Below are 26,377 nucleotides of genomic sequence, written 5' to 3'. Positions count from 1 at the left end.
AATGCGGCTGATAATGATCGTCATGACCATGGACGTGAGGCGGCGTTTGATGGGGGCATCCTCCGAACATTGTGCTGACAGACCCATAACCGCCAGTAGTATATACTTTTGGAGTAGGATGACTATGGTTGTGGCTGTGACTATGGCTGTGTCCCTGGTGATGACTGTGAGGCGGAACATGGCTGTGTGAGATCACATTCCCCGAAGAGGGGACTTGTCCGTGCGGTACTACATGCCCGGTATTCGTTTGTGGTTGATGCCCATGTGGTCTATACATGTAAAACTCCGTGTTAATCCTGTGAGAAATTTGTTGAACTGATAGACAGTCAACTTATTCATAATACAGAAGCTTTGATCGAAAGAAAACCTTCTGCCAACCGTCTTTGCGAGCCTTGGCGAAGCAATCCAGATCGAAGCGTTTTTATGGCGTTGTACTGGGTTGCTGCACTTCGTTTGCAATAATGGCTGGGTGCTTTCTTGCCTGTCGTTTTTCCTGCCAGGTTTGTAATAGCACATAAAAAACTGGAACAAAAACCACAGCCAGGCAAGTTGAAGCAAGCATCCCGCTGCTTACAGCGATACCAATAGAGCGTCTGGCATTGGCACCCGCCCCACTGGCAAACACCAGGGGCATAACGCCCATAATGAATGCAAAAGAAGTCATGAGAATAGGACGAAAGCGGGTTCTCGCACCGATAACAGCTGAATCAATTATTGACTTCCCATGAATATGCCTTTGTTCATGTGCAACCTCCACAATCAGAATGGCATTTTTAGCCGCCAGCGCAATTAATAACAGCAAACCGATTTGGGTGTACATATTATTGGCCAGGCCTAACACGGTTAAGGCAATCACCGTACCAATCAGCGTGAGCGGAACACTGAAGATAATAGCCGAGGGCGTCAGCCAGTTTTCATATTGTCCTGCGAGAATAAGATAAACCAGCACCAGAGACATGGCGAAAATAATATAACTCAGATTGCCTGCAATTTTTTCCTGATAGGCAGTACTGGTCCACTCATAGGATAAACCGGCCGGCAGTAGTTTCTTAGCCATTTCCTCCATCGACTGGATCCCTTGCCCCGAACTAAACCCGCGCGCCGCCATGCCGTTGATGCTACTGGAGGGATAGAGGTTATACAGTGAAATAATACCCGGCCCCACCGCCCTATCAATATCCGTCAGTGTTCCCAAAGGCACCATATCCCCTTGTTTGTTTCTGACATAGTAATTGCGCAAATCATCAATCTGCCCCCTGGAGGCGGCTTCAGCCTGCACATAAACCGGAAATACCTGTCCATATTTGGTAAAGAGATTGACATAACTTGACCCGAGATAGGTTTGTAATGTACCAAATGCGTCCCCTACTGTAACACCCAGCGACTCTGCCTTTGTACGATTGATTGGTGCCGCAACCTGGGGTACATTAGCCCGGAATGAGGTCATGAGATTTTGCAGGACAGGATCATGATTTCCGCGGTCAATCAGATTATCTGTTACGCTTTGCAGTTTCTGATAATCAAAACTACCGTCCTGCAGTTCCACCTGCATTTGAAAACCTCCTGATAAACCCAAACCCTGAATAGGCGGCGGAACCACTACCAGTACCTTGGCATCCCTGGTTTTTTTGGCAATATCACTTAATTTGGTATATAGGGCCAGTAAATCCTCGTCTTTCCCCCTGACACTCCAGTCTTTAAACATGACATATAAAACCCCGGAATTGGCAAGATTGGCATTGTTATCCAATAAAGAAATTCCATCGATACCGATTACATTAGCGATTCCCCCAATTTTGGATATTTCGGTGCTTAACCTGTCCAATACTTCATCGGTCCGCCCCAGGCTTGCACCATCAGGGAGTAGAACGCTCAGCACCAGATAGCCCTGATCCTCAATAGGGATAAATCCTGTCGGTATACGGGTTAATCCAAAAATTGCTGCAGCGACTAGTAAAGCGCCAATCAGACAAACCGTTTTACTGTGATGGACGAGCCGATCCATAAACCGGCAATAGCGTTCTTCGATGGGGTTATAAATACGGTCAAAGGCTCTGAAAAAAACATTTTTGGTTTTGTTGGGATCAATTGGCCTCAACCACAAGGCGCATTGTGTTGGCTTTAAAGTCATCGCGTTGATCGCGCTAATCAATGCAGTCACTGCGATTACCAAAGCAAATTGGGCGTACATGGATCCTGTTAATCCCGGCATGAAGCCGGCAGGAACAAAAACGGCCATGAGAACCAGGGTGATACCAATGATCGGCCCAAACAATTCCTTCATTGCCACGATAGACGCTTCTTTAGGGCTTAGCCCTCGCTCAATATGCTGCGTTACGCCTTCCACAATAACGATTGCATCGTCCACCACAATACCAATTGCTAAGACAATTGCGAACAGTGTCAGCAGATTGATAGTATAACCTAGCAACATCATGCCAAAAAAAGTGCCGATAATCGTCACGGGTACTGTCGTCGCTGGAACCAGTGAGGCGCGAAAATTTTGCAGAAAAACAACAATAACGATTAATACCAGAATACCGGCTTCGAAAAGCGTTTTATAAACTTCATCGATTGAGGCTTCTACGAAAACAGTGGTATCAAACGGGATGGAATATTGCAGGCCTGGTGGGAATTTTTTTGCCATTTTGGCAACCGTGGCACGGACCTCCTTGGCTACATCAAGCGCATTGGCACCCGGAAGCTGAAAGATTCCAATTGCCGCAGCGGGTTTACCATTGAGCTTGGCAAGCTGGCTGTATGTTGAAGATCCCAGCTCTACCCGGCCCACATCGCGTATTCTGACAACCTGGGCCGAGCTGCTGGCATTCCCATTTTCATCCGGCTGTGTATCGACTGTTTTAATGATGATATTGGCAAACTCATCCGGGTCACTGAGCTGGCCAGGCACATTGACAGTAAACTGATAGGATTCTTTGCCAGCTACCGGCGGCGCCGCCACCTGCCCGGCGGATACGTCTTTATTCTGGTAATTGATAGCATTCAATACATCGCTGGGATTCAGTGAAAAAGCCATCATTTTCTGTGGATCCAGCCAGACACGCATTGCATAACTACCCGAACCGAAGATAATGACATTACCCACTCCCGGTAAGCGGGCCAGTTCATTCTGCATATTGATTGTGGCATAGCTATCGAGAAAGAGGCCGTCGTATTCATCATTTTCAGAAGTCAAAGTAATAAACTGCAAAATCGCTGTTGATTTTTGCTGAACAAGAACACCTTGTTTTTGGACGTCCATCGGCAATTGCGCCATTGCCGCCTGCACCCGATTCTGCACCAGGACCTGCGCAAAATTTAAATCAGTTCCAATTGAAAAGGTAACAATAAGATTATATGTCCCACTGTTAGTGCTTGTGGACTGCATATAAAGCATGTTTTCAACGCCATTAACCTGCTGTTCAATGGGCAGGGCTACCGTATTAATCAGTGTTTTTGCATCGGCACCAGGATAAGTGGTTGTAACCTGAATCGTAGGCGGGACGATTGCGGGGTATTGGGCCACTGGCAAAACCACAATAGCGACTAATCCAATAAATACAATCAGAAGCGCTATCACGTTGGCCAATACTGGACGTTCAATGAAAAATTTCGAAATCATTTCTGTTTTTTCTCACTTAAATTCTATCACTCCAGCCTTGGCCAGAAATAGCAATACATTTAGTGAATACTCTGTACTAATGACGTATTGTCAGAACGTTGTATTCTTGGATCCACTTTATTTCCAGGTGTTGCGAATTGGGTGCCCGTTACAATAATTTTATCCTGGGCATTAATCCCTTTGAGGATGGCGCGGTTCCCCTCTTCAAGAGCACCAATCTCCACTCTTGCCATTTGCACGAGATTCTCCTGATCCACAACAAGCAGATACGCTCCGATTTGATCATATTGCACGGCAGTATCAGGTACTGTCAGCTGCGGAGATGGTTTTTTAACAGGAATTCGTACTTGCACAAACAATCCGGGCACCAGAGGGTAGTTTTTATTAGGAAGCAAGGCTCGAAATTGCATTGTACCTGTGGATGCATTTAAGCCGGTGTTGACAAAATCAAGCTTTCCTTCATGAGGAAAACCGGTTTCATTTTGCATACGCACATAAACGGGTACGGTATTGATGTTAGCCGCATTGACTCCTCTGGCCTTAGCAGCTTCGCGCAATTTGATCAAATCAAGTTCGTTTAAATTGATATAAACATAAATTGGATCAATTTGTTCAATTGTTGCCAGCTCAGTAGCTTCTCCATGACCGACCAGATTTCCTACGTCAATGAGGTGACGCCCTATTCGTCCATCAAAAGGTGCTTTCACATGTGTATAGCTGTAATTTATTTCTGCTGAATTAAGATTAGCCTCTGCCTTGGCGACCTCCGCCTTGGTCTGATCACGTCTGGCACCCCATTTTTCAACGTTCTTTAAGGAAGTGGCATTTTCCTTATACATCTGCTGCTGACGCTCATATTCTGCAACCGCAAATGCATAAGCCGCCTTTTGTGCCTCAAGGCTTGCTTTCGCTTCATCGACTTTATCGAGATAGGGTTGAGGCTCGATAATAAACAAATCTGTTCCCTTTTTGACAAAGGAGCCATCAACGAATTTAATTGCGTCAAGATAGCCTTCAACCCGTGCAACCAGATTAACTGAATTAAACGCAACTGTGTTGCCAGTCTGGCTAACATAATCTCCAATTTTCATGGATTTGGGATGTTCGAAATACACCACAGGCGCAGGCACGGGCTGAGTGTTATCTTTGGTTTTAAAATGGCTGTAAAGATAGCCGATGATCAAAACCCCTGCTACAAACGCTGCTATTATTATTTTTTGTCTCTTGTCAGGACTCATCATTATTACCAATTAGGAAGATAAAGTTGTTTTAATACATCGAGCTGCGTGTTAGGCATTTGATGATTTTTCTGTTTCAGCAAATTACCCCAATCCGTTCTTTCAGCCATTTGCTGCTTGATATAATTAGGCAGAATGTCGTTGCAACCCCTGATTTGCCAGCCTCCGCCCAATGAACGGTAAAGTGCAATTAGAGATTTTGCCACCTCGCCCTGCGCATTGGTCAGCGATGTTTCAACCCTTAACTGCTGACGCTCGGCATCAAGGACGGTGGTATAAATAGCTTCCCCTTCCTTATAACGAACTAATGCCAGTTTGGTAGACATTCTGGCTGACTTATCGGATTGCTGTAAAAAATAAACTGATTTCCTGCTCTCAATGTAACGAGTGATATTATCCTGAACTTCCTGCTGCGCCTGTAAAACCAGATTAACATACTTCAAAAGCGCTTGTTGAAAAGCAGCATCCTGAACCCGCACCGCATTGGTAATCTGGCCATAATTAAGCAGCGGCCAGGTTAAGGAAGGGCCCGCTGTGATACTGCGATTGGACCAGTTAAACAGATCACTGATGGAATTACTGCCAATGCTGTTTGAAGAAAAAACAAAATTCCCCTTCAATGTCAACGCAGGGAATAAGTTCGCTTTTATGGCACCTATCGCTTCGGACTGGGCAATCGCTTCCATTCGAGACTGATAAATGTCAGGGCGTCTCACAATTACTTCTCGGGGAATACCAACAGAAACCTGCGATGGAGCCCTGGGTATTCCCCGGCTTTTACTGATTAAAGGATTGACCTGTGTGGGCACAGTCCCCATAAACAGGCCCAGAATATCTTTCTGATGCTGCAATTCACTTAGCAATTTAGGAAGGCTGGCCTGGGTTTCTGTAAGCTGAGTTTCTGCCTGCTGCACATCCAAAAGACTGGTTTGGCCGCCACGATAGCGGGCTTTTGCAATTTTTAGACTGGTAGACTGCAGCTGAATGTTTGCTTTTGTCACGGCAACTTGCCGCTCAATGGTACGAATGTTGACGTATGTGTCCGCAATGTCGGCTGTTAAGGTGACTAATGCGTTATCATAGGCCGCCAATGACGCCAGAAAAACAGCATCATTAGACTGGATAGCCCTTCTGTATTTTCCCCAGAAATCCAGTTCCCAGCTTGCAGTGAAGCCTAGAGATGCGGTTTCGAAACTGGAAGGAAGCACTGTCTGGAGCTCGCTGCCCCCTATGCGGTAGTAGGTATAATCACCAACCATTGCCTGTTGCTGAGGATAGAGTTCGCCAACTGACTGCGCTAATTGCGCCCTTGCCTGTAAAACTCTTACGCCAGCAATCTGTAATGACAGGTTATTTTGATAACCCCGATGAATTAACTGCGTTAAAACAGGATCATTAAATACATTCCACCAGTTGGCAGTTTGACTAGGTGCTGCTTTCACTGCCGGACTGTTTTCAATCCAATGCCCTGCGACAGGCTTTGGCGGCTCTTTATAATTGGGACCAACCATGCATGAATTAAGCAATAAACAAAGAGGTATGCAGCAAAATTTAAACATGGATGCAAATATATCCCTATAATCAGGCAAGCCTGCCAAACAAAGCCTCAAAGCAAACAAAACTCAATATAATCTATGAATCAGGCAATGGGCAAGAAAGAATTAGAGAGAAAATATCAACAAGAAACCAATCGAATCATATTGACCAATATCGAATCAACTTGTATACTTTGTTTTTTTGTGTTAAGCAGGTAAGAGCAGTGGGTTCTAAAAAGAGAGAATTGCGTAGAGAATTCAAAGGTCTATTACAAAAAATACGAAATTTGAAAGACGATAGCCAATATAACGAAGCGATAATAATTTCCGCAAATCTTGTATCAGACAAAAAATATAAATCATACAAGCTAACAGATAAAGATATTAACCGAGTCCGCCAGCTCGTGAGAGAAATACTCATGTTAGCAACTGAACCCGCTAAACAGCTGTATTCGCAGGGCCATTTTGCGCAAGCCATTTGTTCCCTGCAAGAATTACCCGCCCAGCTTGACTGCTTTCCTCAAGAGCATTTAGCTATTATTCAATTTCAAACCCTAATCCTCATGGCTGCAAAGTCTAAAACCCCCCAGGATATCCTTTCCCATGACATTATAGATGATGGTGTATTACCACCCTCACTGTTATGTAACGAAAGCTACCTTGCAGAAAAAGCGCTGCTCTTAAGCCAGCATTCTTCCAAGATGAAAGAAGATTACGCCGCCCGTATAGCCTGGGTGCTTCGTTTAATTGAATTTTTAAGGCAGAACATGCTCAAAACTGGTGAACTTTTTCCTTTCTTGAAGGAAGAATATTTCACTGACAGTGCCGCCAGTCAGCAATTACGCTTTTCAACGCTTGCCGACAAGATTATTTGCCTTTTTGATAAGCCTGTAAAGAACATGGCGGATTGCCTGAATATGGTCTGTGAAAAGACATTCAGAAATGCGGCAAATGATTATTACTTTGAAGACTCTGTTATGGTATTACGGATGGTTTTTGAAACGATCTATCGTTTTCCCCGTAATGAACGCGGCCTTTTGGTTCAGTATTTACCCTGGGGTGAGAATTCCTGGTATTTACTGGATTTCCTGAGTGCGATTTTTGAAACAGGCGATGTATTTCAAACCAATGGTCAAGCCGGACTTACCATAGCTCCATATAATTTCAATCACAATCTTGAAAAACAAAGGCAGCTCATTCAATTCCATTCTGCAATGACCCATTTCAAAGCACTGGTGAGGCATTATCTTGCCGATATCCTGGCGAAAGACATGGATTCACTCTATAATTTTTTCAGGCAAATCCAGGAACATCACGCCAAAGGCACTCCAATTACCCCTCTTGAGAAACCGAAAAATTTACAGACACTGCTCTGGTTTAGCAAACACAGTTTTCTCACATTAAGACTCATTGCTTTACTGCCCCAAGACCGAGAGCAAGCTTTTTATGACGCTGAAATTATTGAAGAAAATGGAATTTCAGTAGAGACATTAATAAAAAATTATGACGAAGATACCTTACTAAATTGGCTTAAGAATGCTAAAGACAATATCATCAGCGTCAAAGAGTTGATGCAGCAGTCTCAAAAGGCTAATGGCCAGAATGCCCCTGTCTTTTCCAAAACATTTTCAGAAAGAGTGCGAGAATGCGAAGAGCAGCAAAAGCTTTCTTTGTGCGTAATGAAAGATAGTAATCAACTGTCCCCGCATACCCGTTTACAAATCCATGGCTATAAGAATTTCGATAGCATTAAAAATAGACTGTCCTTATTGAGGACCCTGGAACATATCGGCGAATTTTTTATGCCGCGAAACTGGGGAAACAAGCTAAAAAACCTTGATCTTATTGATGTTGAATTGATTGGTAAAATCAGAAATGGTCTCTGCCACCCAGAAGATTGGCAGTATATAACTGTTTTAAACAGTTTGGAAAAAGATCCTGTCCTTATCCAAAAGCTGCATGACGAACTGAAGATCTTTCGGGGTGCGGTCTATGAATTGATTGTTTCCCGCGAAAGTCAATTGAACTGGCAAGTCAGGGATACGAAAACAGGCTATGATGACTGGAAAAAAGACATGGAGCTGTATAAGCAGTCAATAGTTGATTTTTATCACCCGCCAAAGAAGACTCAAGTCAGAGAGATGGAAAACCCCTTGTTAAACGATAAAAAATTAGAGGAGCTTTCCAATTTAATTGATCCCGCCCATAGGGAAACCCTGACAAAATGCTTTGGGAAAGATGTAACTTTTTTCTTTGAAAAGAATACATCTCCACTTTCTGAGTTTCTCGATGTGTTTACAAAGGGACTCAATATTCAGCAAACGCGCAAGGTAAGGGCAACTTTAACGGCAGCCGATAAATCCTTCCGCAAGTTTAAAAAAGAAGTGGACAATAAGGAAAAAAATGACGCGGCTCTGCATAAAAAACGCTTAAAGGAAAAACAGACGGAGGCGATGGACACCTTGTATCCAGTAATTAAACAAGTGGCAAAATCCTTTTGGGCTGCCGAGTCCCATCATAGCAATTCTGTTACAGCAACCCTGGACAACTTGATTAATCGACTCGAACTGCTTGGCGATTTACTTGTTCAAGAGCAAATCACCAGCTCTTCTATTGGCAGCTTGCAAGTTCTTCTTGAAGAAAAGATGAAAGACGATATCAAACTTTCGCAAAGCATTGCCTACTTGCTGGGACAAATTATATCGGGTTTGAACAAACTGGCAGGTCAGTGCAATTTAAAAGAAATCAGTCCAGTATTGCACAGCCGCTTGGACGATCTGATTCCTTTACGGAACGCGCTTGAACATTCAGATCCCTTTCTGGAAAGCTCGGAAACTTCTTTTTACAATATGTCCAGCCCCCTTACAAAATTCATGGCTTGCGTAGTGGGTGAAATTGTTTTTGAGTACCGCTATTCAATAATATTGTACCAAACCACTTTATTAATGAAAGCATGTAGCACTGCCTCTACAACCCCCGCATCAGGCAGCCTGCTATTGCCAGAAGACTCCAAGACAAAACAACGCCATGCCCTGCGCGAATCGGGTTTTCAGTTTGCCGTAACAGAGGAACCAGCAACAGAGCCAAGTTATGAGATTGATCTACTTGAAGCCAGCAGTGACGATTTGATGAATCCTTATCCTGAGAAAAAGGAGCAAAAAACCAAACTGCTGAAACCAGGTTCCCTATCAAGATCCTGTTCAGGGGTTGATATTGGGTTTTTCAAAACGGCCAATCCTGATTCCATATTGTCATGCGATCTTGGCTATCATGGAGATGAAGATTTGGAAATGGATTATTCTCCAATGTGATAAAGCAAACCAGCTCTCGCACTAAGTGCTAGCAAAGCGGGTGATTCAGCATATAATTGTATATAGGCATGACGCTTAAAAATAAAATGAATAAATACTATCTTTGCTGGATTCCCCTGTTTATTGGTGCGGCGGCTGGTTTACTTCTTTCGCTGCTGCTTGGTCTTTGCGTTTTATTAATTAACATTTACCTGATAGCACCCCATGGCAGCAATACCAGCTCTCTTTTTTTTCTCCTCGCATTTTCCTATGTCATTGCTATGTATTGTACCGGCTTCATCAGTGGCAGACTTTACTCCTTTAAAGTTGGAAATGAGAATTTCGGATTCCTGATTGGTTTTCTCGCTTGGTCAATTGTGCTGATCGTGCTAATTATATTGCTTAATAATGGTATTCAGTTTACCAGCACCCATTTTAGAGAGGTCAGCATTCGTATTGTCCGATCTTCTTTAGAACTACGCGATGGTTTTTCAGTCATGCATGGAAATATAAGTATTGTTACACTTGAACCCAAAGCCAGCTTTCTGACATTTTTCTATGGGGCGATTAGCAGCTGTCTGGGAGGTTATACAGGATATAGAAAAAAACAGTGGAAACAGGATAATCAATGAATATTATGGTGCTTGGAGCAACGGGGTTTGTAGGAACTCATCTGATACGAAAACTCTTGGATCAGGGACATCAGATAGTTGCAGTTGCCCGTCAGCCTGAATTGGCAAAATCGCTCTTCCCATCGGCTTCAATTATAGAATGTGATTTTAACGTTCCCCAAAGCATTGAGGAATGGTTTCCCCGCTTAAATAATATTGATGTGATTATCAATTGCATTGGCATATTTTATCATCGAGATGCATCAATAATCTGGCAAGTACATTTCAACTCACCACGCATTATTTTTGAGACGGCCGCAAAAACAAACGTAAAACGAATTATTCAGATTTCGGCATTGGGCATCGAAAATTATGATACGGAGTATGCCAAAAGCAAGCTGGAACTTGATAATTTTCTCTTACAGCTTCCCATACAATCCATAATTTTAAGGCCTTCCTTCATTTATGGGCCTGGAGCAGAGGGGGGAATGGAATTATTCACGACGGTGTCCTCATTTCCACTTATTTTCTTACCTGGAAAAGGAGAACAACAGTTACAGCCAATCCATATTGATAAATTATGTGCCGCAATCTCAAATTTATGCGAAAGGAGTCTTAAGCACTCAATGATTTTAACAGCGGCTTCCTCAGACGCCTTATCAATAAAAGCTATCCTAAAATGCCTGCGCAAATGGTTGAACCTACCCAAAACGGTCTGCCTGCCTGTTCCAATCACTTTTATTCGAATTGCTGCATGGTTTGGAAATTTAAGTTCTTCATCCAAACTTAATTCTGCAGCACTTAGCATGCTAGGCAGCAGCAATACTGCTACAAAAGCAGATACAGACGCCTTTTATCAGATTTCCGATGTCAGTCCTGAATCTTTCGAGGAAGAAATTTTTAAAACAAGCAGCACCAGAGCTGATCTTCTGCAAGCAAGATTAGGCTGGCTTAGGCCTTTGCTTCGAATTAGCCTGGTCTTCATGTGGTTAGCAAGTGCAGTTACCAGCGCTTTTTTTGCCAGAGAAACCTCCTATATGCTTTTAACACAAGCTGGCCTTGACAGTTTTTGGCACCCGGTTCTTTTATATGGTGCTTCCACAGTCAATCTAATGATCGCCATCAGCCTCCTGTTTAATTACCGCACAAAGCTGAACTGTATCGTTCAGCTCATTGTTATCCTAATCTATACGCTGATTATCAGTGTCCAATTGCCGAATTTTTGGCTGGAGCCCTTTGGATCAATAGTTAAAAATATCCCAGTAGCAGTATCGATCCTCATGCTATATTTTACTGAGCCCGTCAGCGCTTCCTTAAGGCGTAGGTCTAACTCCTGGATTGCGTAACTCATCGGAAGCATCCTGGGTATTTTCTTCTTCTAAATGAGGATTTCTTTCTGCCTGAAATTCACCCTTCTCCATCGAACTTGCTAATACCCGCCCCCGTGAATTCAGTTCCTCTTCTTCTGGAATTTCTTCTGAATCAGAAGACAATTCTTCGCTTTCAGTTTCCTTTTCTTTTTCTTTTTCTGAGTCGGAAAAGGATTGCCATTTATTCTTAGGCTGCTTAATTTCGCTAAGCTCAATATCAGATGAAGGATTCGATTCGAGGCTTGCTTCATTTGTTTGTTTAAAGTATTTCAGGTATTCCTTCCTGGATATATCCTTTGGAAAATCGATACGGTAAGTACCATCTTCATTGTCAGTGAATTTAAAGCTATGTGCATTAAGCTCAGGAACCACCAGAAATGCAGATTTCCAACTGTTTTCTCGTTGATGAAGATAGGCTGACATTTCCATCTTAAACACGCTCAGATCTTTTCTATTAATTATTACAGATACTAGTTTTGAAGGTTCTTTATAAAAATCAGAAGCCATATAATCATCGAGGCTTGTATACATCCCAGCAAACCTGGTTGCTTCAGTGTTACTATGAAAAATTACACCCCTATCCAGAAGATCTTCCGATACATTATCATCAGTAACAATAAAAATCTTTGAAAAGGGTAAAGCCCCATGCAAATCAACTGCTTTTTTTAATTCTTTCTGGCCTGACATATCAACAGGGGTATTAAAGCGGCAATCTTCATTTTTCCCAACATTCGCAATGCCATTATGTACTTCTTTAAGTGTGTGCAATCCATAGTTTGAAAGTGAAAGGGATTGATTTGCCAAATTTTTGCCCATCCCTGCCCCCGCTAAACCAATTGCTGGAATTGCCTTGGCGCTCTTAGTGAGCATTGATAAGGGATCCTGATATGTAAGCGCTCTGTAGCGTTGACGGGAGGTGTTTTGGTCAATCCATTCTTTTCTTACATAAACTTCCAGTGTTTTCATGATGCATTCCTTTAAACATCCACTTATCTTAAGTATAATTGAGATTTACATTTGATCTTTTTGATTGTTTTGCGCCCTGTTTACTGACGAAAAAAAAAGAATTCTGTCTGGCATCCAAGACTACTAACTCAATGAGAGATAGTTTTAAAATTTTTGATTTTCAAACTATACTTAACAAGTAAACTGCTTTAAGTTTACAATTTAAATCCGCTAGTAGAGTCAGTTGTTATGAATGCATAAGCGATTATATTGTTTGTCAATCTGCACTCTACGTTCAGATTCTTTATCAATGTAAATAAGGAGATTTGCAAATGAAGATTATTACTCTGGCTGGTGCAGCTCTGGCTATGTTATTTAGCGCTGCTACCTTCGCTGATAAAGTAGTTATTACAGGCTCTCCCGTAGTGCTGGAACAAAAAGGTGACGTTTATTATGTTCCTGATACATACACTGCGACAACTGACTACAATTATGTAACGATTGGTGGAACAAATCAGGTTTGTTATCTGCAACAACAACCTAACCTCGCTTCATTAAGCAGCAAAGTAGTTAATGTTGAAGTCGGCGGCAAACAAGTTCAATGGACCTGTTATGCGTATGACGAAACATATTTTACTGTAAGTCCATAATCGAGTGCAAAATAATAGCGGGTTATACCCGCTATTATTTTATTTAAATGAGTTAATATTGGGCGGTAGCATCGCTGGCAGGAAAAGTTCCCTTAACTGTATCGTCCCAATCCTTTTCACTTTCAGGAATAGTATCTTTTCCTTCTTCAGTTTTTTTTTCATCAGTCTTTGGAAGATCAGTCTTCTTTTCCTTATGATTTTTATCCATGAAATTCTCCTTTATCGGCACTCTTTCTATTATTATAGACCCTCATAAGGGAGGGTTCAGAAGGGTTATAACCAGAATATATTTTCACTATGGCCAAATCTCCTCTACACTAAATATAGAGTAATGAAATAATTCTATTTTAATAATAAACTTTACAATGGAGGTAGGACCCCATGAAACTTCCTATCAATGTTGTTTTCAGAAACATGGAACGGGCAGAGGCTGCTGAAGAAAAAGCGATACATCTGGCTCAAAAACTTGAGCGTTATTATCAAGGAATCATGCGCTGCGATATAGTCATAGAAGCCGAACATCGCCATCATTACAAAGGCAATCTTTATCACATTAGAATTGATTTGACTTTACCGGGTTCAGAGTTGGTTGTCAGTAAATCCCATGGCGATGAACACGCGCATGAAGATGTATATGTTGCCATTCGCGATGCATTTAATGCAATGAAGCGTCAGCTCCAAAGCCATGTCAGAAAAATACGCGGGCATGTCAAGCATCACGAATCAGCACCACAGGGAAAAATTGCAGAAATCTACCCCCCTGCTGATTATGGATTTATTGAAACCTTGGATGGCCGCAGAATCCGATTCACCAGCGCCAGTGTTGTTGCTTATGATTTTGAAAAGCTGGAAATAGGAGATATCGTTCGATTTATAGAAGCAGAAGATGCAATTGCCCCTGCTGCCAGTACTATCCGTGTAGAAAAGCATCTTAGCGCAGAGGGCTGAGGATTATCTCGAACTCGCGGCATCGACACCCGAATCCCCGCGGTGCGCCTCCCTCGATCCCGCGGCACACCTCCCTCGAATCCCGCGGCACACCTCCCTCGAATCCCGCGGCACACCTCCCTCGAATCCCCGCGGCACGCCTCCCTCGAATCCCCGCGGCACGCCTCCCTCGAATCCCCGCGGCACGCCTCCCTCGAATCCCCGCGGCACGCCTCCCTCGAATCCCCGCGGCACGCCTCCCTCGAATCCCCGCGGCCTGACTGATCCCCACAAAATTACCATTTTCTAGCCAACTCCTGTTCAATAAGATTTGGTAAGTTTTCATGGTCAATAACGAGCTCATGTATCTTGTCAAATTCAACCATCAATTGTCCTAAATAGAAGTAAGAGAATACCTTTTTATCCCTGACGGTATTAGCCTGAAAAACCCTTTGATAATTTTGGCTATGGGCAATCACGCCTATTATCCAAAACATCAGCTGAACAATAGCAGCCAATAACATTTTGACACCCCAGCGATAAATGCTTTTAGTGCTTGCATAGCGAGCTGACAAACCAAATTGATGGCTTTTAACGTCACGAAATGATTGTTCTATTTGCATTCTTTTAGAATAATAGTTCACTACTTTGGTGGCGTTAAAAGTCTCTTTAGGTAAATTCGTTGCCAATATCCATGGCTCTCGTGCCAAACGTCGGTAATGATTAGAGCCGGCTTTATCATTCCTTGGAACTCGACTCAGATTTCTTTTTTCCCCAGGACTACGTTGTGTGGTGATAACGCGACATGCACGATTATGGTCTTTCATGATAAAGGCTTGATTGTAACTTTTCGTTTTCTCCGATATTTGGGGGACGAAGTCTTTTACTGTAGTCCATTCTTCATCAGCGCCAAGTTTTAGCATTTTTCCTTGTCTAATCCGAGTTAACCAGAACCAGCCCAATGACTCTATTGCTTTAAGCCAGTCTTCACCAAATCCTGCGTCCATAATAAAAATGACGGTTTTGTTCTTTGGAATACAGGGCATTAATCCCTGTAAAAAAGAGTGCGCTCGTCCAGATAATCCCCCGGAGCGAAACACTTCTCGATACAGGGGAATGCTTCTGCCTTTAAGCGCAATTTCTGCACTTAACATTTGAATATCATGATCATCTTTTAAATAACAAAGATCGATTAACACAGGAACATCTTCTTGAAAAGCAAGGTATTGAAATAGAAAGCTGGAAAGACCTGTATAAATTGCGCCGATTTCTTCATAAAGGTGCTTGTTCCCCTCAAGGCGATCCACTTTTTTAATTTTATGCTTTAATGAAATGTCGCCAGATAATCCTTTTCCTATCGCTGTTAGAGATAGGTTTTGCTTCTTCTGAAGAGAGCAAGCCACATCCATAACCGCCTGTAAACGTTTACCATGGATAAAAGGGCACTCTTCCATCAAATGAGTATGTAAAATATCAATAGCTTCCATCATTCATCCCAACCTGTTTTATTAGAAGGAATTAGATCATTACTCGAGTTTAACTGCAATTATTTTTATCAAATTTGTGGGGATATATCAGCCCGCGGCACCGACCGCGGGGCCCAATGAATCTTATTCAGAGCCCCAATTTACTAAGCAGTTCATGCAATCTTTACTCTGGCAGGATTGTAGTTTTTTTGAGCTCTTGTTTACGCCCACCATGGGCCCCGCGGTCGCAGCCGCGGGGATTCGCTGTGTGATGTCTAGCGGGGATTCGGCTTGGGATACCAATAACACAGGGTTTATTTAGGTGCCTGGTATTGGCTAGTGTATTTATCGGATAAATCCTTCGCCTTGGTTAGTTGATCTGGTGTTAGTTTCTTTTCCAATTCATCCCGATTCTTACTGGCATCTGCATAATTATTGGTTACAGCCGCGCTGAACCAGGCATAGGCCTCTACCGGATCAGCAGATACGCCGATGCCGTCTCGGTAAAACACTCCAAGACGATTTTGTGCTTTGCCAAAACCCTGCTCTGCTGATTTTTTTATCCAGGTCATTGCTGTGTCCAGATTTTTACTGACGCCATCTCCGTAAAAATACATATCGCCAATATTATATTGGGCAGTAGGATTGCCCTGGTCAGCGCTTTTTTGATACCAATAGGCAGCTTTTTGCAAATCTACCGCGCCCGTTTTGCCGGTGTCATAGAAACTGCCTAATTCCAGTTGAGATTTTGCATGCCCCTGATCAGCGGCATTCTGAAAATAGTCAAATGCTTTTTTCTCATCCTTTGGCACACCGTCGCCATACTCATAAATGGAGCCCAGATTATATTGTGCACTGGCATTTCCAAGATCGGCTGCCTTGCTATACCACTTAATCGCTTCTGGCAGATCTTTTGTCACACCTGTACCAGTATCATACATATATCCGATTGACAGCAGGGCATCGGAATGGTTTTGATCAGCCGCTTTTTTATACCATGACATTGCTGTATCGTAATTTTGCGGGACCCCATTACCATAGTTATACATATAGCCCAGAGCGTATTGTGCATCCGCATTATTTTGCGAAGCCGCTTTTTCATACCAGGTTAATGCCTTGGCATAACCTTCAGGCGTTTTCTGATACCAGTAAAACCCGGCGAGTAATACCATTGCATCCACATTCCCCTGATTGGCTGATGCGAGCAGCAACTCTTCTGTTTTTTGGGGATTATAGGTCACACCTTGTCCATTATAATACATCTTACCCAGCAAATATTGAGCCTTTGGATCGCCTTTCGTTGCCTCTTCAGAAAGAAGAATATAAGCCTTGTCATAACGCTGTTGATTATAAGCCTCTTCCCCTTCCTGGGTGGTTGCAAAAGCGGGATAACTCAGGGCAGTCAATAGTGAGATTGATAAAACATATCGCTTTATGTCCATAATATGACCTTAGCTAAATTAGTATGGTTTATTAGTATATAGTCGAAGACTCTCATTTTTTCTAGTGTCTTTGAAAATAATATCTATTGATTTCAATCAATTTTTTTACAACATGGCTATGTATAAACAAAACCTGTCAGTAACAGTGCTAATAAAATCAGAATTGTTGACTCTTCTTTAAATCGGAGTAGATAATAGATCGCTTACTAAAATACGCTCAGTCAACCTGAGGCAATAATGGTTTTAATTTAAAACAATCTTATGCTCAAGAACTTATTTTTAAAGACAGTATTTTTATTTCTGGCTCTGTCAACTCCCTTAGCGCATGCTAAAGGTTATTTCGAGTTCATACCCTTAACCCCCACTTCTGCGGAAATTCCTGCTGATAGTCAGGTCACAATAAAATATCGTTTGGTAAATCATTCAAAGACAGCGCACAAACTCCAAATGGTGCCTGTCACAGGAATAACACAGCTTATCGAGGGAAAGAATAGCTGCGAGCAACCCATTTCACTCCCAGCGGGAAAATCCTGCATTCTAAATTTAAAAATAATAGGTTCTGAATTGCCTAAGGCCATTCATACAGGCCCATTGCTTTGCCAGTTTGATTCGGATGATAGTGCAAACCCCTCTTTTTGTGTTCAACCGCTTGCCAAAGACCGCATGCTTGCCCTAAAGCCGGTATCTGAGAATCAAGCCCTTCTTTCTATACCTCAACACAGCGACTATTGTTACGGCAAAAAGAATCTTACGGCCTGCGTCATTCAAATGACAGCTACCTCAGGTGTTCCTGGTACATTGACCCTATTCAACAATTCATTCAGAACAACAGCCTCCAATATTCATGCAATTTTACCAGCCAGTTGGACGGATGTGAGTCAAAATGTGACCGGATGCGCAGTTTTACCTCCCCGTTCAAGCTGTACGCTTTATTTTTACCCCGGAAACATGGTCCACCCCCCCACTTCTGTCCAGATTGTAGGGACAAATGCCACCACAACTACTGTTACCATGGCGGTAATTGCCCCAACATCATTGAATATCTCAGTTTCTGGCTCTCCACTGCAGATAGCTCCAGGGGATACTCAATCGCTTACAATAACAAATAACTCCGGCTTTCCGGCCTTTGATATTCATTCGGACTTTACCGGAACAGCCCTTGCGGGCAATATCAGCGAGACAGCCAATAATTGCTCAGCAGTTGCGCCCGGTGGAAGTTGTACAATAAGCTTTACGGCAGGAACAACTGCCATTCCTTCCACTGATTTTCCCATTTTTGGCACAAATACAATCATTGCGACTGCCAATATAACTATACAATCAGCTTATGTGTATGTTCCAAATGGTGCTAGCTTGAGCAGCGGAATAACCCAATGTGCCATAAATGCTGCAACAGGCCAGCTTACAGGCTGCAACAATTATCAGGCGTCAACCAGACAACCCATTGGCATAGCTTTTAACCCAGCTCGAACAATCGCCTATATTACAAACCAGTCTCCTGATGTTGTTACCCAATCCCTTGCTAAATGCGACGTTACCCCAGGCTCCGGTGTTTTTGTCAATTGCATTGATGGCGGGGCTACCGGGCTTTCATTCCCTCAGCAAGTTACTCTTAATCCGGCTGGAACATTTGCCTATATTGCAAACTTCACAGGTACTGTTACTGTTTGCACCATAAACTCTCCTTCGGGCACTCTTAGTGGATGTGTCAATTCTGGAGGGGCGATTCCCGCAGCAGGGGGGATTGCAATCAACTCAGCAGGAACCTTAGCGTATATTACAAGCCTGAGTACAAACACAGTTCGCATTTGTAATATCAACTCCGTTACAGGCCTGTTAAGTGGCTGTTTTATTTCCGGAGCAACAGGGCTCAACGGGGTTCGTGGAATTGCATTCAACTCTACTGGAACGATTGCATATATCACCAATCAAAATATCTCGAAGATCATTCAATGCAATGTGGACAGTTTTACCGGAAATCTTATGGGATGCGTGGACTCTGGAACCAGTACTGTTCTTAACCCAATGGGTATCGCACTGGACACTATTAATAACCGCGCCTATATCAGCAATTTGGTTATTGGCGGCGCAGTAACCGTATGTAATATTAATTCTCTAACGGGTAATTTGGAGTCTTGTATGAACTCTGGTGCAACACTTTTACAAGGTCCCGCGTACTTGGTTGCTGGTTAAGGTGATTTTATGATGAATGAAATGTATTTTCATGCACACTTCCGGTAGAACTTATTTCAACACTAGTATAGAAACAATGAATAAAAAAATAATTACCAATTCACTTCTCTGTTTATTAGCTTTTTCAGAGGTCCATGCGGCAAAAGCTGTAAATCAAGATATAACTGCATCACCCAGTTCCAAACAAAAGGGTTATAATCTCAATGGACTTTATGGGTATCAAAACTTTAAATTTAATTCTACCAGCGATTCGAATTTTAACCGGTTTTCCGGGCATCTAAATTTATACATGCTGGGCAGCAATAATATTCGCCTGCGAGAGGATTTAAATGCAGGGCTCTCGATTTATCAAGTAGACAGCCAGGTGAATTCATCCCTACTGCTTAACCCAAATTTTCCCAGTGAAACGCATCAGGTTGTGCGTAACAACTCTGTTTATGGCCGACTGCTAAAAACGATTAAACCCTATCTCTTGCTCGATGTTGTAGGCGGTCTTGGACATAATTCGCTTAGTTATTCAACATTGATTGCAAAAAATACCGAATATCAACAGCAAGGCCGCGCGCGGAGTAATAGTGATAACTGGTTTGGCGGTGTTAATGGGATTTACAGCCATTCCTTCCGCGACTGGAAGTTTCTGGGAAGTATCGGTGTTTTATACAGCCAGGTTAATCAAGACAGTTTTAACTATGTTTTTATTCCAAATAACAGTACAACCAGGGTTCCATTTTTACGTAATAAATCGAGTTTTGCCCTTGAAAATGCCGAATTAAGTTATCAATTGAAAGATTGGGTGCAACCCTTTGTTAATGCTGGATTAATACAGGTATTACAGTTTGAAAACAATCGCTCCAGTATTTCGGGAGAATTCTTAGGCGCCTTGCCTGAGTTTAATCTCGACCAGAATGGTTATCGTGCAGGAGGCGGTTTATCATTCAAATATAAACAATTGACCCTGCGGATTGAACATCAGTACAGCCAACGAACTGATGTATACCATAGTAACCTGACAATGGTTTCCCTTAATGTGAATATGGCATAATCCGGCCCTCCTCTACAGAGGAGGCAAGCTCAGGCATTAAAAAAATAAAAATGGAGTTTTTCTCTCTTGTTAAAACATTTGAAGAAAAAATGGATACAGTTTGGCATCGGTTTCCTATTACTGGCTTTTGTTTTTGCGTTGCAAAAAAAAGTATTCCCCTATCTAGATCAGTTTATTATCCGCAGCAACAGCTTTATTTATGATCAGATCTTGCATTTGACCGTCGGCAATAAAAGTCTGCCACATCGCGTCGTTATTATTGATATAGATGACAAGTCTACCCAGATCGAGGGAAGATGGCCCTGGCCAAGAGATAAATTCGTTACCCTTCTCGACAATTTAAAAAAGGCCGGGGTTGTTGTAATGGCATTTGATATTGTTTTATCAGAGGCGGAAATTAATTTTGCACAGGGACTGGAGCACAAGCTGCAACAACTGAATAATCAACCTTTGTCCCGCGAATTAATCCCTTTACTGTCAAAGGCCATTCCATTAGTGGATAACGATAAGGCGTTTGCAAAGGTATTATCAGAGAACGAGGTTATACTTGGCTTTCTCTTTCATGATGATTCGGAGGTAAAGAAACCTGCCCTGCCTGCCCCATTGTCCCTCAGCAAAACCAATCCAGCGGATATCATGAAGCTCAATCTTTTTCATTTTTCAGGCTACAATGGAATCCTGCCTTTATTTCTTGAAGCGGCTCATCATGCCGGATTCGTTAGCAATGTTCCCGACCTGGATGGTTCAGTCCGCCATGGCCTACTACTGGCCACTTACAATAACCGTCTTTACGCCAGTCTTGCCCTCTCTACGGTCATGCGCTTTCTATTAACTGACAGCATTGATTTACTGACTCATACAGTTCAGGGGAAAGAAGAACTGTATGGCCTGAATGTCGGTGGTATATTTATTCCCACCAACTCCAAGGGGCAGTTGCTGATTCCCTTTTGGGGGAACCCTGGAACAATTCCCACTTATTCAGCCACTGATATAATACAAAACAAAGTATCTGCCCAGGAGCTATCAGGAACCATTGCGCTATTGGGTTCGACAATGGTTTTGCTGGGGGATCTGCATCAGGCACCTCTGTCACAAAACTTCCCAGGCGTTGAAATGAACGCCAATATTATTACAGGTATTCTCGAGAAACAGATAAGCAGCCAGTTTGATTGGCATACCAATAAAGGAGTAGGGATTATCCTGACAGTGGGGATTCTGTTGGCTCTGTTATTTCCATTTTTAGGCCCCATTCTTCTCCCGCTATTATTTATTATTTTCATTAGCCTGATTTTATTTGTCAGTTACCTGGTCTTTAATTATAAAAGTATTTATGTCGCGCCGGGTTTTCTCCTGTCCTTAATTACGCTTCAGGCACTGGCTAATTTTATTTATTCTTTTATTCAGGAACGCCGCCACAAGAATAGAATTAAACAGTTATTTGGCCAGTATATTCCTCCTTCGTACATGAAGGAGATTACGGATCATCCCGAACAAGCACATCTTGAAGGTGAATCACGGGAAATGACTGTTTTCTTTGCTGACATCCGCGGATTTACAACCTTGAGCGAATCACTGGATGCGACTGAGCTCAAACGTTTGTTAAACAGTTTTTTTACGCCCATCACGAATATTATCTTCGATAATCAGGGAACTATCGATAAATATGTAGGGGATATGGTAATGGCCTTCTGGGGAGCTCCATTGCATGATGATGAACATTGCCAGCATGCAGTCAAAGCAGCTTTAGCCATTAAAGCCAAACTGCCTGAAATCAACCTTCAGCTAAACCAGCTTAATTTGCCAGAGGTTAAGATTGGAATGGGACTTAGTACCGGTATCATGAATGTCGGCGATATGGGATCGAAGTTTCGCCTGTCTTATACCGTTATTGGTGAAACGGTTAATTTGGCTTCACGTCTACAGGATTTAACGAAATTTTATCATGTTGATATTCTTGTCCCTGAAATGACCCGCCGAAACCAGGAAGACATCCTTTGGCTGCCGGTCGATAAAGTGATCGTGAAAGGCTCTCATAAAGCAGTGACAATTTACGAGCCCCAGGGGTATTATGCTGATATTCCACAAGAAACTGTTGATGAGATTCAGGATTATGAACAAGCTTTGCAAAGTTATTATAAACAGGATTGGTTAAACTCAAAAATGGCATTTGAACAACTTATTTCCCGTTTCCCAGAGCGATATATTTACCGTATGTATCTGGAACGCATAAACGGGTTTATAAATAATCCTCCTCCTGCAAACTGGGATGGGGCTTATATTCATATACATAAATAAAATAATAGGGATGAATGTGAAAAAAATACTGCTGCTTATTATTATTTTCTCTATCGGGAAGGCCTTTGCTGAGCCTGCCGCGCTTGTTCTTGTTGCATCGAATAAGGTGATTGCACAGCAGGGAAGCAAGGAACGTGCTCTAAGTCGAGGCTCCCAGGTGTTTACCGGAGATACTATCGTTACCGGTCCCGGTGCACAGGCCCAGATAAAATATACGGACGGCTCACTGGTTAGCATACAAGAGAATACCAGCTACCAGATTGTCTCCTATTCCAGTAAGCAGAATGTAGAATTCAAGACAAAACTGGACAAAGGCGCCATCGAATACACTTCCAGCAAAAAGAAAAAAGGAAGTATTAAAACACCGGTAGTAGCACTCGCAATTTTAGGTACACAACTTCAGGCTATAGCGACACCAAGCAATACTTACCTGAATGTAAAACAGGGATTAGTACAGGGAGGCAACCAGCTTGTAGGGCCAGGACAGCAATTTTCGAGTGGTTCTTTCAATAGCAGCGGAAATTTTACACCAGGCCCGATTCCCTGGAACTATAATGATACCACCCAATCCAACACCAATTCTGCGGGGACTACAGATAGCAGCAGTGCATCCGTAACCGAAGGAAATACTCAGATTGCCTCGGAAACGATTACTCTTACCACATCAGTTGTTGAAAGTACCACAATCAACAGCACTGTGAATAACATTGTTGTTCAATCCCAACCGCAGGTGGTAGAGACGATTGCATTAGCCGAAATCATTGCCATTTGCCCCTGAGAATCATGTGCTTGATAACAATGTCAAGCACAGGCGTCTTTGCGAACAACGTGAAGCAATCCAGAATTATCTTCGATTGAGCTTCGCTGAGTGACCATAGGCGATTTATCTGGTCTTCCCGTTAAGCTTATAGCCACTGTCGCGGGTTTCCTGTAATATGTCAGGGTTTTTATCTTGGCATCACTAGAGGAAATTTATGAAAAGGATTTTATTGATCGTAGGGTTTATAACATTTGTCAGCAATGCAGTGGCCTCGGTTTTCACCCCAGACGAAATCAATGCGCTTAAGAATAATTTCGCTGCGAATATCACACAGGAAGGTGCAATTATGGCCTCTCCTTCGCGCAGTAATCCCAATTACTACTACGACTGGGCGCGTGATTCTGCAATTTCAATGAACCTGATAGCATCCTGGTATGAGCAGTCGCGGGATCAAGCTAGCAAACAACGTTTATTGAGTTACGTCAGTTGGGTCGAACGACTCCAGCACCAGAATGATCCCTTACCCGGCCAGGATATTTTGGGCGAACCTAAATTCTATATGCCTGACAGCCCGTTAGCAGCCCAACCCTATACAGGCCCCTGGGGTCGTCCTCAAAATGATGGCCCTGCAATACGTGCAATGACACTGATTCGATTTGCAAATAGCCTATTAGTTGATGGCGAAAGCGCTTATGTACGGGAGCATCTCTATTCTCAGGGCTTAAATCCTGATGATATGGGTACAATTAAAATGGATCTGGAATATACCGCCCATCATTGGCAGGATAAAAATTTTGATCTTTGGGAGGAGGTGTTGGGCGATCATTTCTTCACCGCAATGGTACAAAGAAAAGCGTTGCTTGAAGGATCTGTCTTTGCAAGACAGCTTGATGATCCGCTCGCCGCCCAGTATTACTCTGAACAGGCCCGATTGATTGAGAAACGCCTCTATAAACACATAGACTGTCAAAACAACATTATTCAGGCGACCTTGCCTCCTCATGACGGCCCACAAAAAACATCCGAGCTGGATAGCGCAGTTATATTGGGAGTGCTGTTGGGCAATACCCATGACGATGTATTTTCGCCTCGGGCGGCTTCTGTTAAACACACTGTTAAAGCACTTAGAGAGCAGTTTAAATCGCTGTACCCTATTAACGAACAATATGAAAATGCGCTTTTATTCGGTCGATATCCCGGAGACACTTATGATGGTTATGTAAATAACGGCCAAGGGAATCCCTGGTTTATTCTTACAGCGACCATAGCAGAATATTATTATACACTTGCCCAGGAAGAGTTGGCTCATAAGCATAACAGGGATATCGTAGAGCATTATATTCAGACAGGTGACGCTTATTTACGCCTTGTTAAGGACTATGCACCCGATATGTTGATGAGTGAACAAATTAACCTGGTGACAGGCGCGCAGCAAGGTGCTTATTCTCTCACCTGGAGCTATGTTGCCGTATTAAGGGCAATACAGGCAAGAGAGGCTTTGGACAACTAAACACTGTATCAAGGCTACATTAGAATTATGTAGCCTTGATACCACCGATGTCGGCTTTTTTATTAGCCTCGAGCTAATCCATCCCCAAACACCTCAGAACCAGCATCCGAGCGTCCCAACTCTTTCAGTGGCTTGCCGCTCATCAAATAATCCTCAATCGTTTCAAGACTCATATTTTTAGTTTCAGGCATAAAATAATAGGTATAAATTAATCCAAAGAAACAAATTGCACCATAGAGGGCGAATGTATATTCAATACCAATGCCCGCTTGTAAAAGTGGGAAACTAAACACGACCAGGGTATTAAAACCCCAATTGCTTATGGAGGACAAACCCATCCCTGCCCCTCGTACATGCAGTGGGAAAATTTCGGACATAGAAATGTGAGGGATTGGGCCAATACTGATTGCAAAGGAGAAAATATAAACCGTAAGACAGATTATGGAGAGCGATGCAATCAGGGAGGTCTGATAAAAAGAAAACAAACTTAAAGCGAAAAGACTAATAAAGGCACCAGAAAAACCGATTAACAGTAGTTTTCGCCTTCCTAATTTATCCACCCAGAATATGGCGCCAATAGTCACCAGCATATTTACCAGACCAATTCCCATCGTAGCAAGAATTTGCCCAGTTGCATTATTAAACCCGAGATTCTTAAAAATTTCGGGCGCATAATAGATGATGACATTAATACCGCTTAATTGCTGCAGGCAGAACAACATCATGCCCAGCGATAAAACCGGCAGCATTGAACGGCTGAACAATTGCTTCCAGCCCTGTTTATGCGGCTCCCGGCTCAAAGTCAACTCAATATGCTGCAACTCATGGCTGCTGCTTTCTTTTCTAAGACGCTGCAATGCATTCGCTGCTTCTTTTTTTCTGCCCACACTATATAGCCAGCGCGGAGATTCCGGCAAAAACAAAATAAAAATTGTCAGGAGAGCTGCTGGAATAGCACTTGAGGCAAACATCGCACGCCAGGCATTTTGCTCTATTAATAAATAATTAATGGAATAGGCACAAACAATTCCGATGGTAATGGCCAGCTGATAAATAGCCACCATTGCACCCCGCCATTTTTCTGGTGCAGTTTCTGCCAGGTACAGGGGTGTAATCACTGCGGCAGTACCTATGGCAACACCCAGAATAAAACGCGAAACAATCAACACCCACTCTTCGGCAGCAAGTGAAGCGCCAAGGGCACCAAGAAAAAACAGCAGTCCCGCAGCCGACAATGCCGTTCTCCTGCCAAAATATTTTACCAGTCGGGATACCAGCAGAATACCTATCAGCATCGAACCAAGTAGTGCACCAAAAGGCAAGGCCGAGGTCATTATCCCAACATCGGTATGGCTAAGGGCAAAATGCTCTTTTACCAATGCCAGAGAGCCGGCAATGATCCCTTCATCGTAACCAAATAAAAAACCTGCTAATGATCCAATAATTGCAACTAATAATGCCATTTCCTATCCTTAATTATG

General features: G+C 42.8%; 18 protein-coding genes. 10 read left to right on the top strand and 8 right to left on the bottom strand.

The window, feature by feature from the left end:
- Positions 1-421: 421 nt before the first annotated feature.
- The 3 genes from DYH42_RS06135 to DYH42_RS06125 are packed head-to-tail and all read right to left on the bottom strand — an operon-like array spanning position 422 to position 6,419.
- Positions 422-3,622: an efflux RND transporter permease subunit gene (locus DYH42_RS06135; RefSeq protein WP_058522806.1), complete on the bottom strand. Its 3,201-nt coding sequence runs from the start codon at positions 3,620-3,622 to the stop codon at positions 422-424.
- A gap of 59 nt (positions 3,623-3,681) precedes the next feature.
- Positions 3,682-4,860: an efflux RND transporter periplasmic adaptor subunit gene (locus tag DYH42_RS06130; RefSeq protein ID WP_083503070.1), complete on the bottom strand. Its 1,179-nt coding sequence runs from the start codon at positions 4,858-4,860 to the stop codon at positions 3,682-3,684.
- A 5-nt stretch (positions 4,861-4,865) separates the two neighbouring features.
- On the bottom strand, positions 4,866-6,419 hold the full coding sequence (locus tag DYH42_RS06125; RefSeq protein ID WP_058522804.1) for an efflux transporter outer membrane subunit: 1,554 nt from the start codon (positions 6,417-6,419) through the stop codon (positions 4,866-4,868).
- 395 nt (positions 6,420-6,814) lie between these two features.
- Between DYH42_RS06125 and DYH42_RS06120 the strand changes: the two genes are divergently transcribed.
- The 3 genes from DYH42_RS06120 to DYH42_RS06110 all read left to right on the top strand — a co-directional run bounded on the left by DYH42_RS06120 (position 6,815) and on the right by DYH42_RS06110 (position 11,642).
- Positions 6,815-9,706, top strand: coding sequence for a hypothetical protein (locus DYH42_RS06120; RefSeq protein WP_131792989.1), 2,892 nt, complete (start codon positions 6,815-6,817; stop codon positions 9,704-9,706).
- Positions 9,707-9,774: 68 nt separating this feature from the next.
- The gene (locus DYH42_RS06115) at positions 9,775-10,317 is read left to right on the top strand and encodes a hypothetical protein (protein WP_058522802.1); all 543 of its coding nucleotides are present in this window, start codon (positions 9,775-9,777) and stop codon (positions 10,315-10,317) included.
- On the top strand, positions 10,314-11,642 hold the full coding sequence (locus tag DYH42_RS06110; protein ID WP_058522801.1) for an SDR family oxidoreductase: 1,329 nt from the start codon (positions 10,314-10,316) through the stop codon (positions 11,640-11,642). Before DYH42_RS06115 ends, DYH42_RS06110 begins: the two co-directional genes overlap by 4 nt.
- On the opposite strand, the gene DYH42_RS06105 is transcribed toward DYH42_RS06110, so the two are convergent.
- Complete coding sequence (locus DYH42_RS06105) at positions 11,610-12,632, bottom strand: hypothetical protein (RefSeq protein WP_058522800.1); 1,023 nt, start codon at positions 12,630-12,632, stop codon at positions 11,610-11,612. The genes DYH42_RS06110 and DYH42_RS06105 overlap by 33 nt on opposite strands.
- 311 nt (positions 12,633-12,943) lie before the next feature.
- Here DYH42_RS06105 and DYH42_RS06100 point away from each other — a divergent pair, with 311 nt between their 5' ends.
- On the top strand, positions 12,944-13,261 hold the full coding sequence (locus tag DYH42_RS06100; RefSeq protein WP_058522799.1) for a hypothetical protein: 318 nt from the start codon (positions 12,944-12,946) through the stop codon (positions 13,259-13,261).
- A gap of 52 nt (positions 13,262-13,313) precedes the next feature.
- Here DYH42_RS06100 and DYH42_RS16565 read toward each other — a convergent pair whose 3' ends face one another.
- Positions 13,314-13,469 (bottom strand): hypothetical protein, encoded by a 156-nt coding sequence (locus tag DYH42_RS16565; protein ID WP_157062382.1) that lies wholly within the window; start codon positions 13,467-13,469, stop codon positions 13,314-13,316.
- Between the two features lie 173 nt (positions 13,470-13,642).
- On the opposite strand from DYH42_RS16565, the gene DYH42_RS06095 reads away from it, so the two are divergent.
- Positions 13,643-14,209 (top strand): HPF/RaiA family ribosome-associated protein, encoded by a 567-nt coding sequence (locus DYH42_RS06095; RefSeq protein ID WP_058522798.1) that lies wholly within the window; start codon positions 13,643-13,645, stop codon positions 14,207-14,209.
- 275 nt (positions 14,210-14,484) lie between these two features.
- Here DYH42_RS06095 and DYH42_RS06085 read toward each other — a convergent pair whose 3' ends face one another.
- Positions 14,485-15,678, bottom strand: coding sequence for an IS4 family transposase (locus DYH42_RS06085; protein WP_115316979.1), 1,194 nt, complete (start codon positions 15,676-15,678; stop codon positions 14,485-14,487).
- A gap of 290 nt (positions 15,679-15,968) precedes the next feature.
- The gene (locus tag DYH42_RS06080; protein ID WP_058524469.1) at positions 15,969-17,096 is read right to left on the bottom strand and encodes an SEL1-like repeat protein; all 1,128 of its coding nucleotides are present in this window, start codon (positions 17,094-17,096) and stop codon (positions 15,969-15,971) included.
- A gap of 261 nt (positions 17,097-17,357) precedes the next feature.
- On the opposite strand from DYH42_RS06080, the gene DYH42_RS06075 reads away from it, so the two are divergent.
- The 5 genes from DYH42_RS06075 (at position 17,358) to DYH42_RS06055 (ending at position 24,896) form a co-directional block, all read left to right on the top strand.
- A complete protein-coding gene (locus DYH42_RS06075; protein ID WP_058524468.1) occupies positions 17,358-19,289 on the top strand; it encodes a beta-propeller fold lactonase family protein in 1,932 nt (643 codons plus the stop codon).
- 76 nt (positions 19,290-19,365) lie between these two features.
- Entirely contained in the window at positions 19,366-20,331 is a 966-nt protein-coding gene (locus DYH42_RS06070; RefSeq protein ID WP_058524467.1) for an autotransporter outer membrane beta-barrel domain-containing protein, read from the top strand.
- Positions 20,332-20,397: 66 nt separating this feature from the next.
- Positions 20,398-22,626 carry a CHASE2 domain-containing protein gene (locus DYH42_RS06065; RefSeq protein ID WP_058524466.1) on the top strand — a complete coding sequence of 743 codons (2,229 nt, stop codon included), beginning with the start codon at positions 20,398-20,400 and terminating at the stop codon, positions 22,624-22,626.
- A 16-nt stretch (positions 22,627-22,642) separates the two neighbouring features.
- On the top strand, positions 22,643-23,404 hold the full coding sequence (locus tag DYH42_RS06060) for a FecR domain-containing protein (protein ID WP_162263109.1): 762 nt from the start codon (positions 22,643-22,645) through the stop codon (positions 23,402-23,404).
- A gap of 196 nt (positions 23,405-23,600) precedes the next feature.
- Positions 23,601-24,896 carry a glycoside hydrolase family 15 protein gene (locus DYH42_RS06055; RefSeq protein WP_058524464.1) on the top strand — a complete coding sequence of 432 codons (1,296 nt, stop codon included), beginning with the start codon at positions 23,601-23,603 and terminating at the stop codon, positions 24,894-24,896.
- A 62-nt stretch (positions 24,897-24,958) separates the two neighbouring features.
- Here DYH42_RS06055 and DYH42_RS06050 read toward each other — a convergent pair whose 3' ends face one another.
- Positions 24,959-26,359, bottom strand: a complete 1,401-nt coding sequence (locus DYH42_RS06050) for a sugar porter family MFS transporter (protein WP_058524463.1) — start codon at positions 26,357-26,359, stop codon at positions 24,959-24,961.
- Between the last annotated feature and the right edge of the window lie 18 nt (positions 26,360-26,377).

Source organism: Legionella birminghamensis, from assembly GCF_900452515.1.
GTDB classification, from domain to species: Bacteria; Pseudomonadota; Gammaproteobacteria; order Legionellales; family Legionellaceae; genus Legionella_C; species Legionella_C birminghamensis.
The sequence above is the reverse complement of the archived record's forward strand: the minus strand, read 5'-3'. Positions and strand labels throughout refer to the sequence as shown.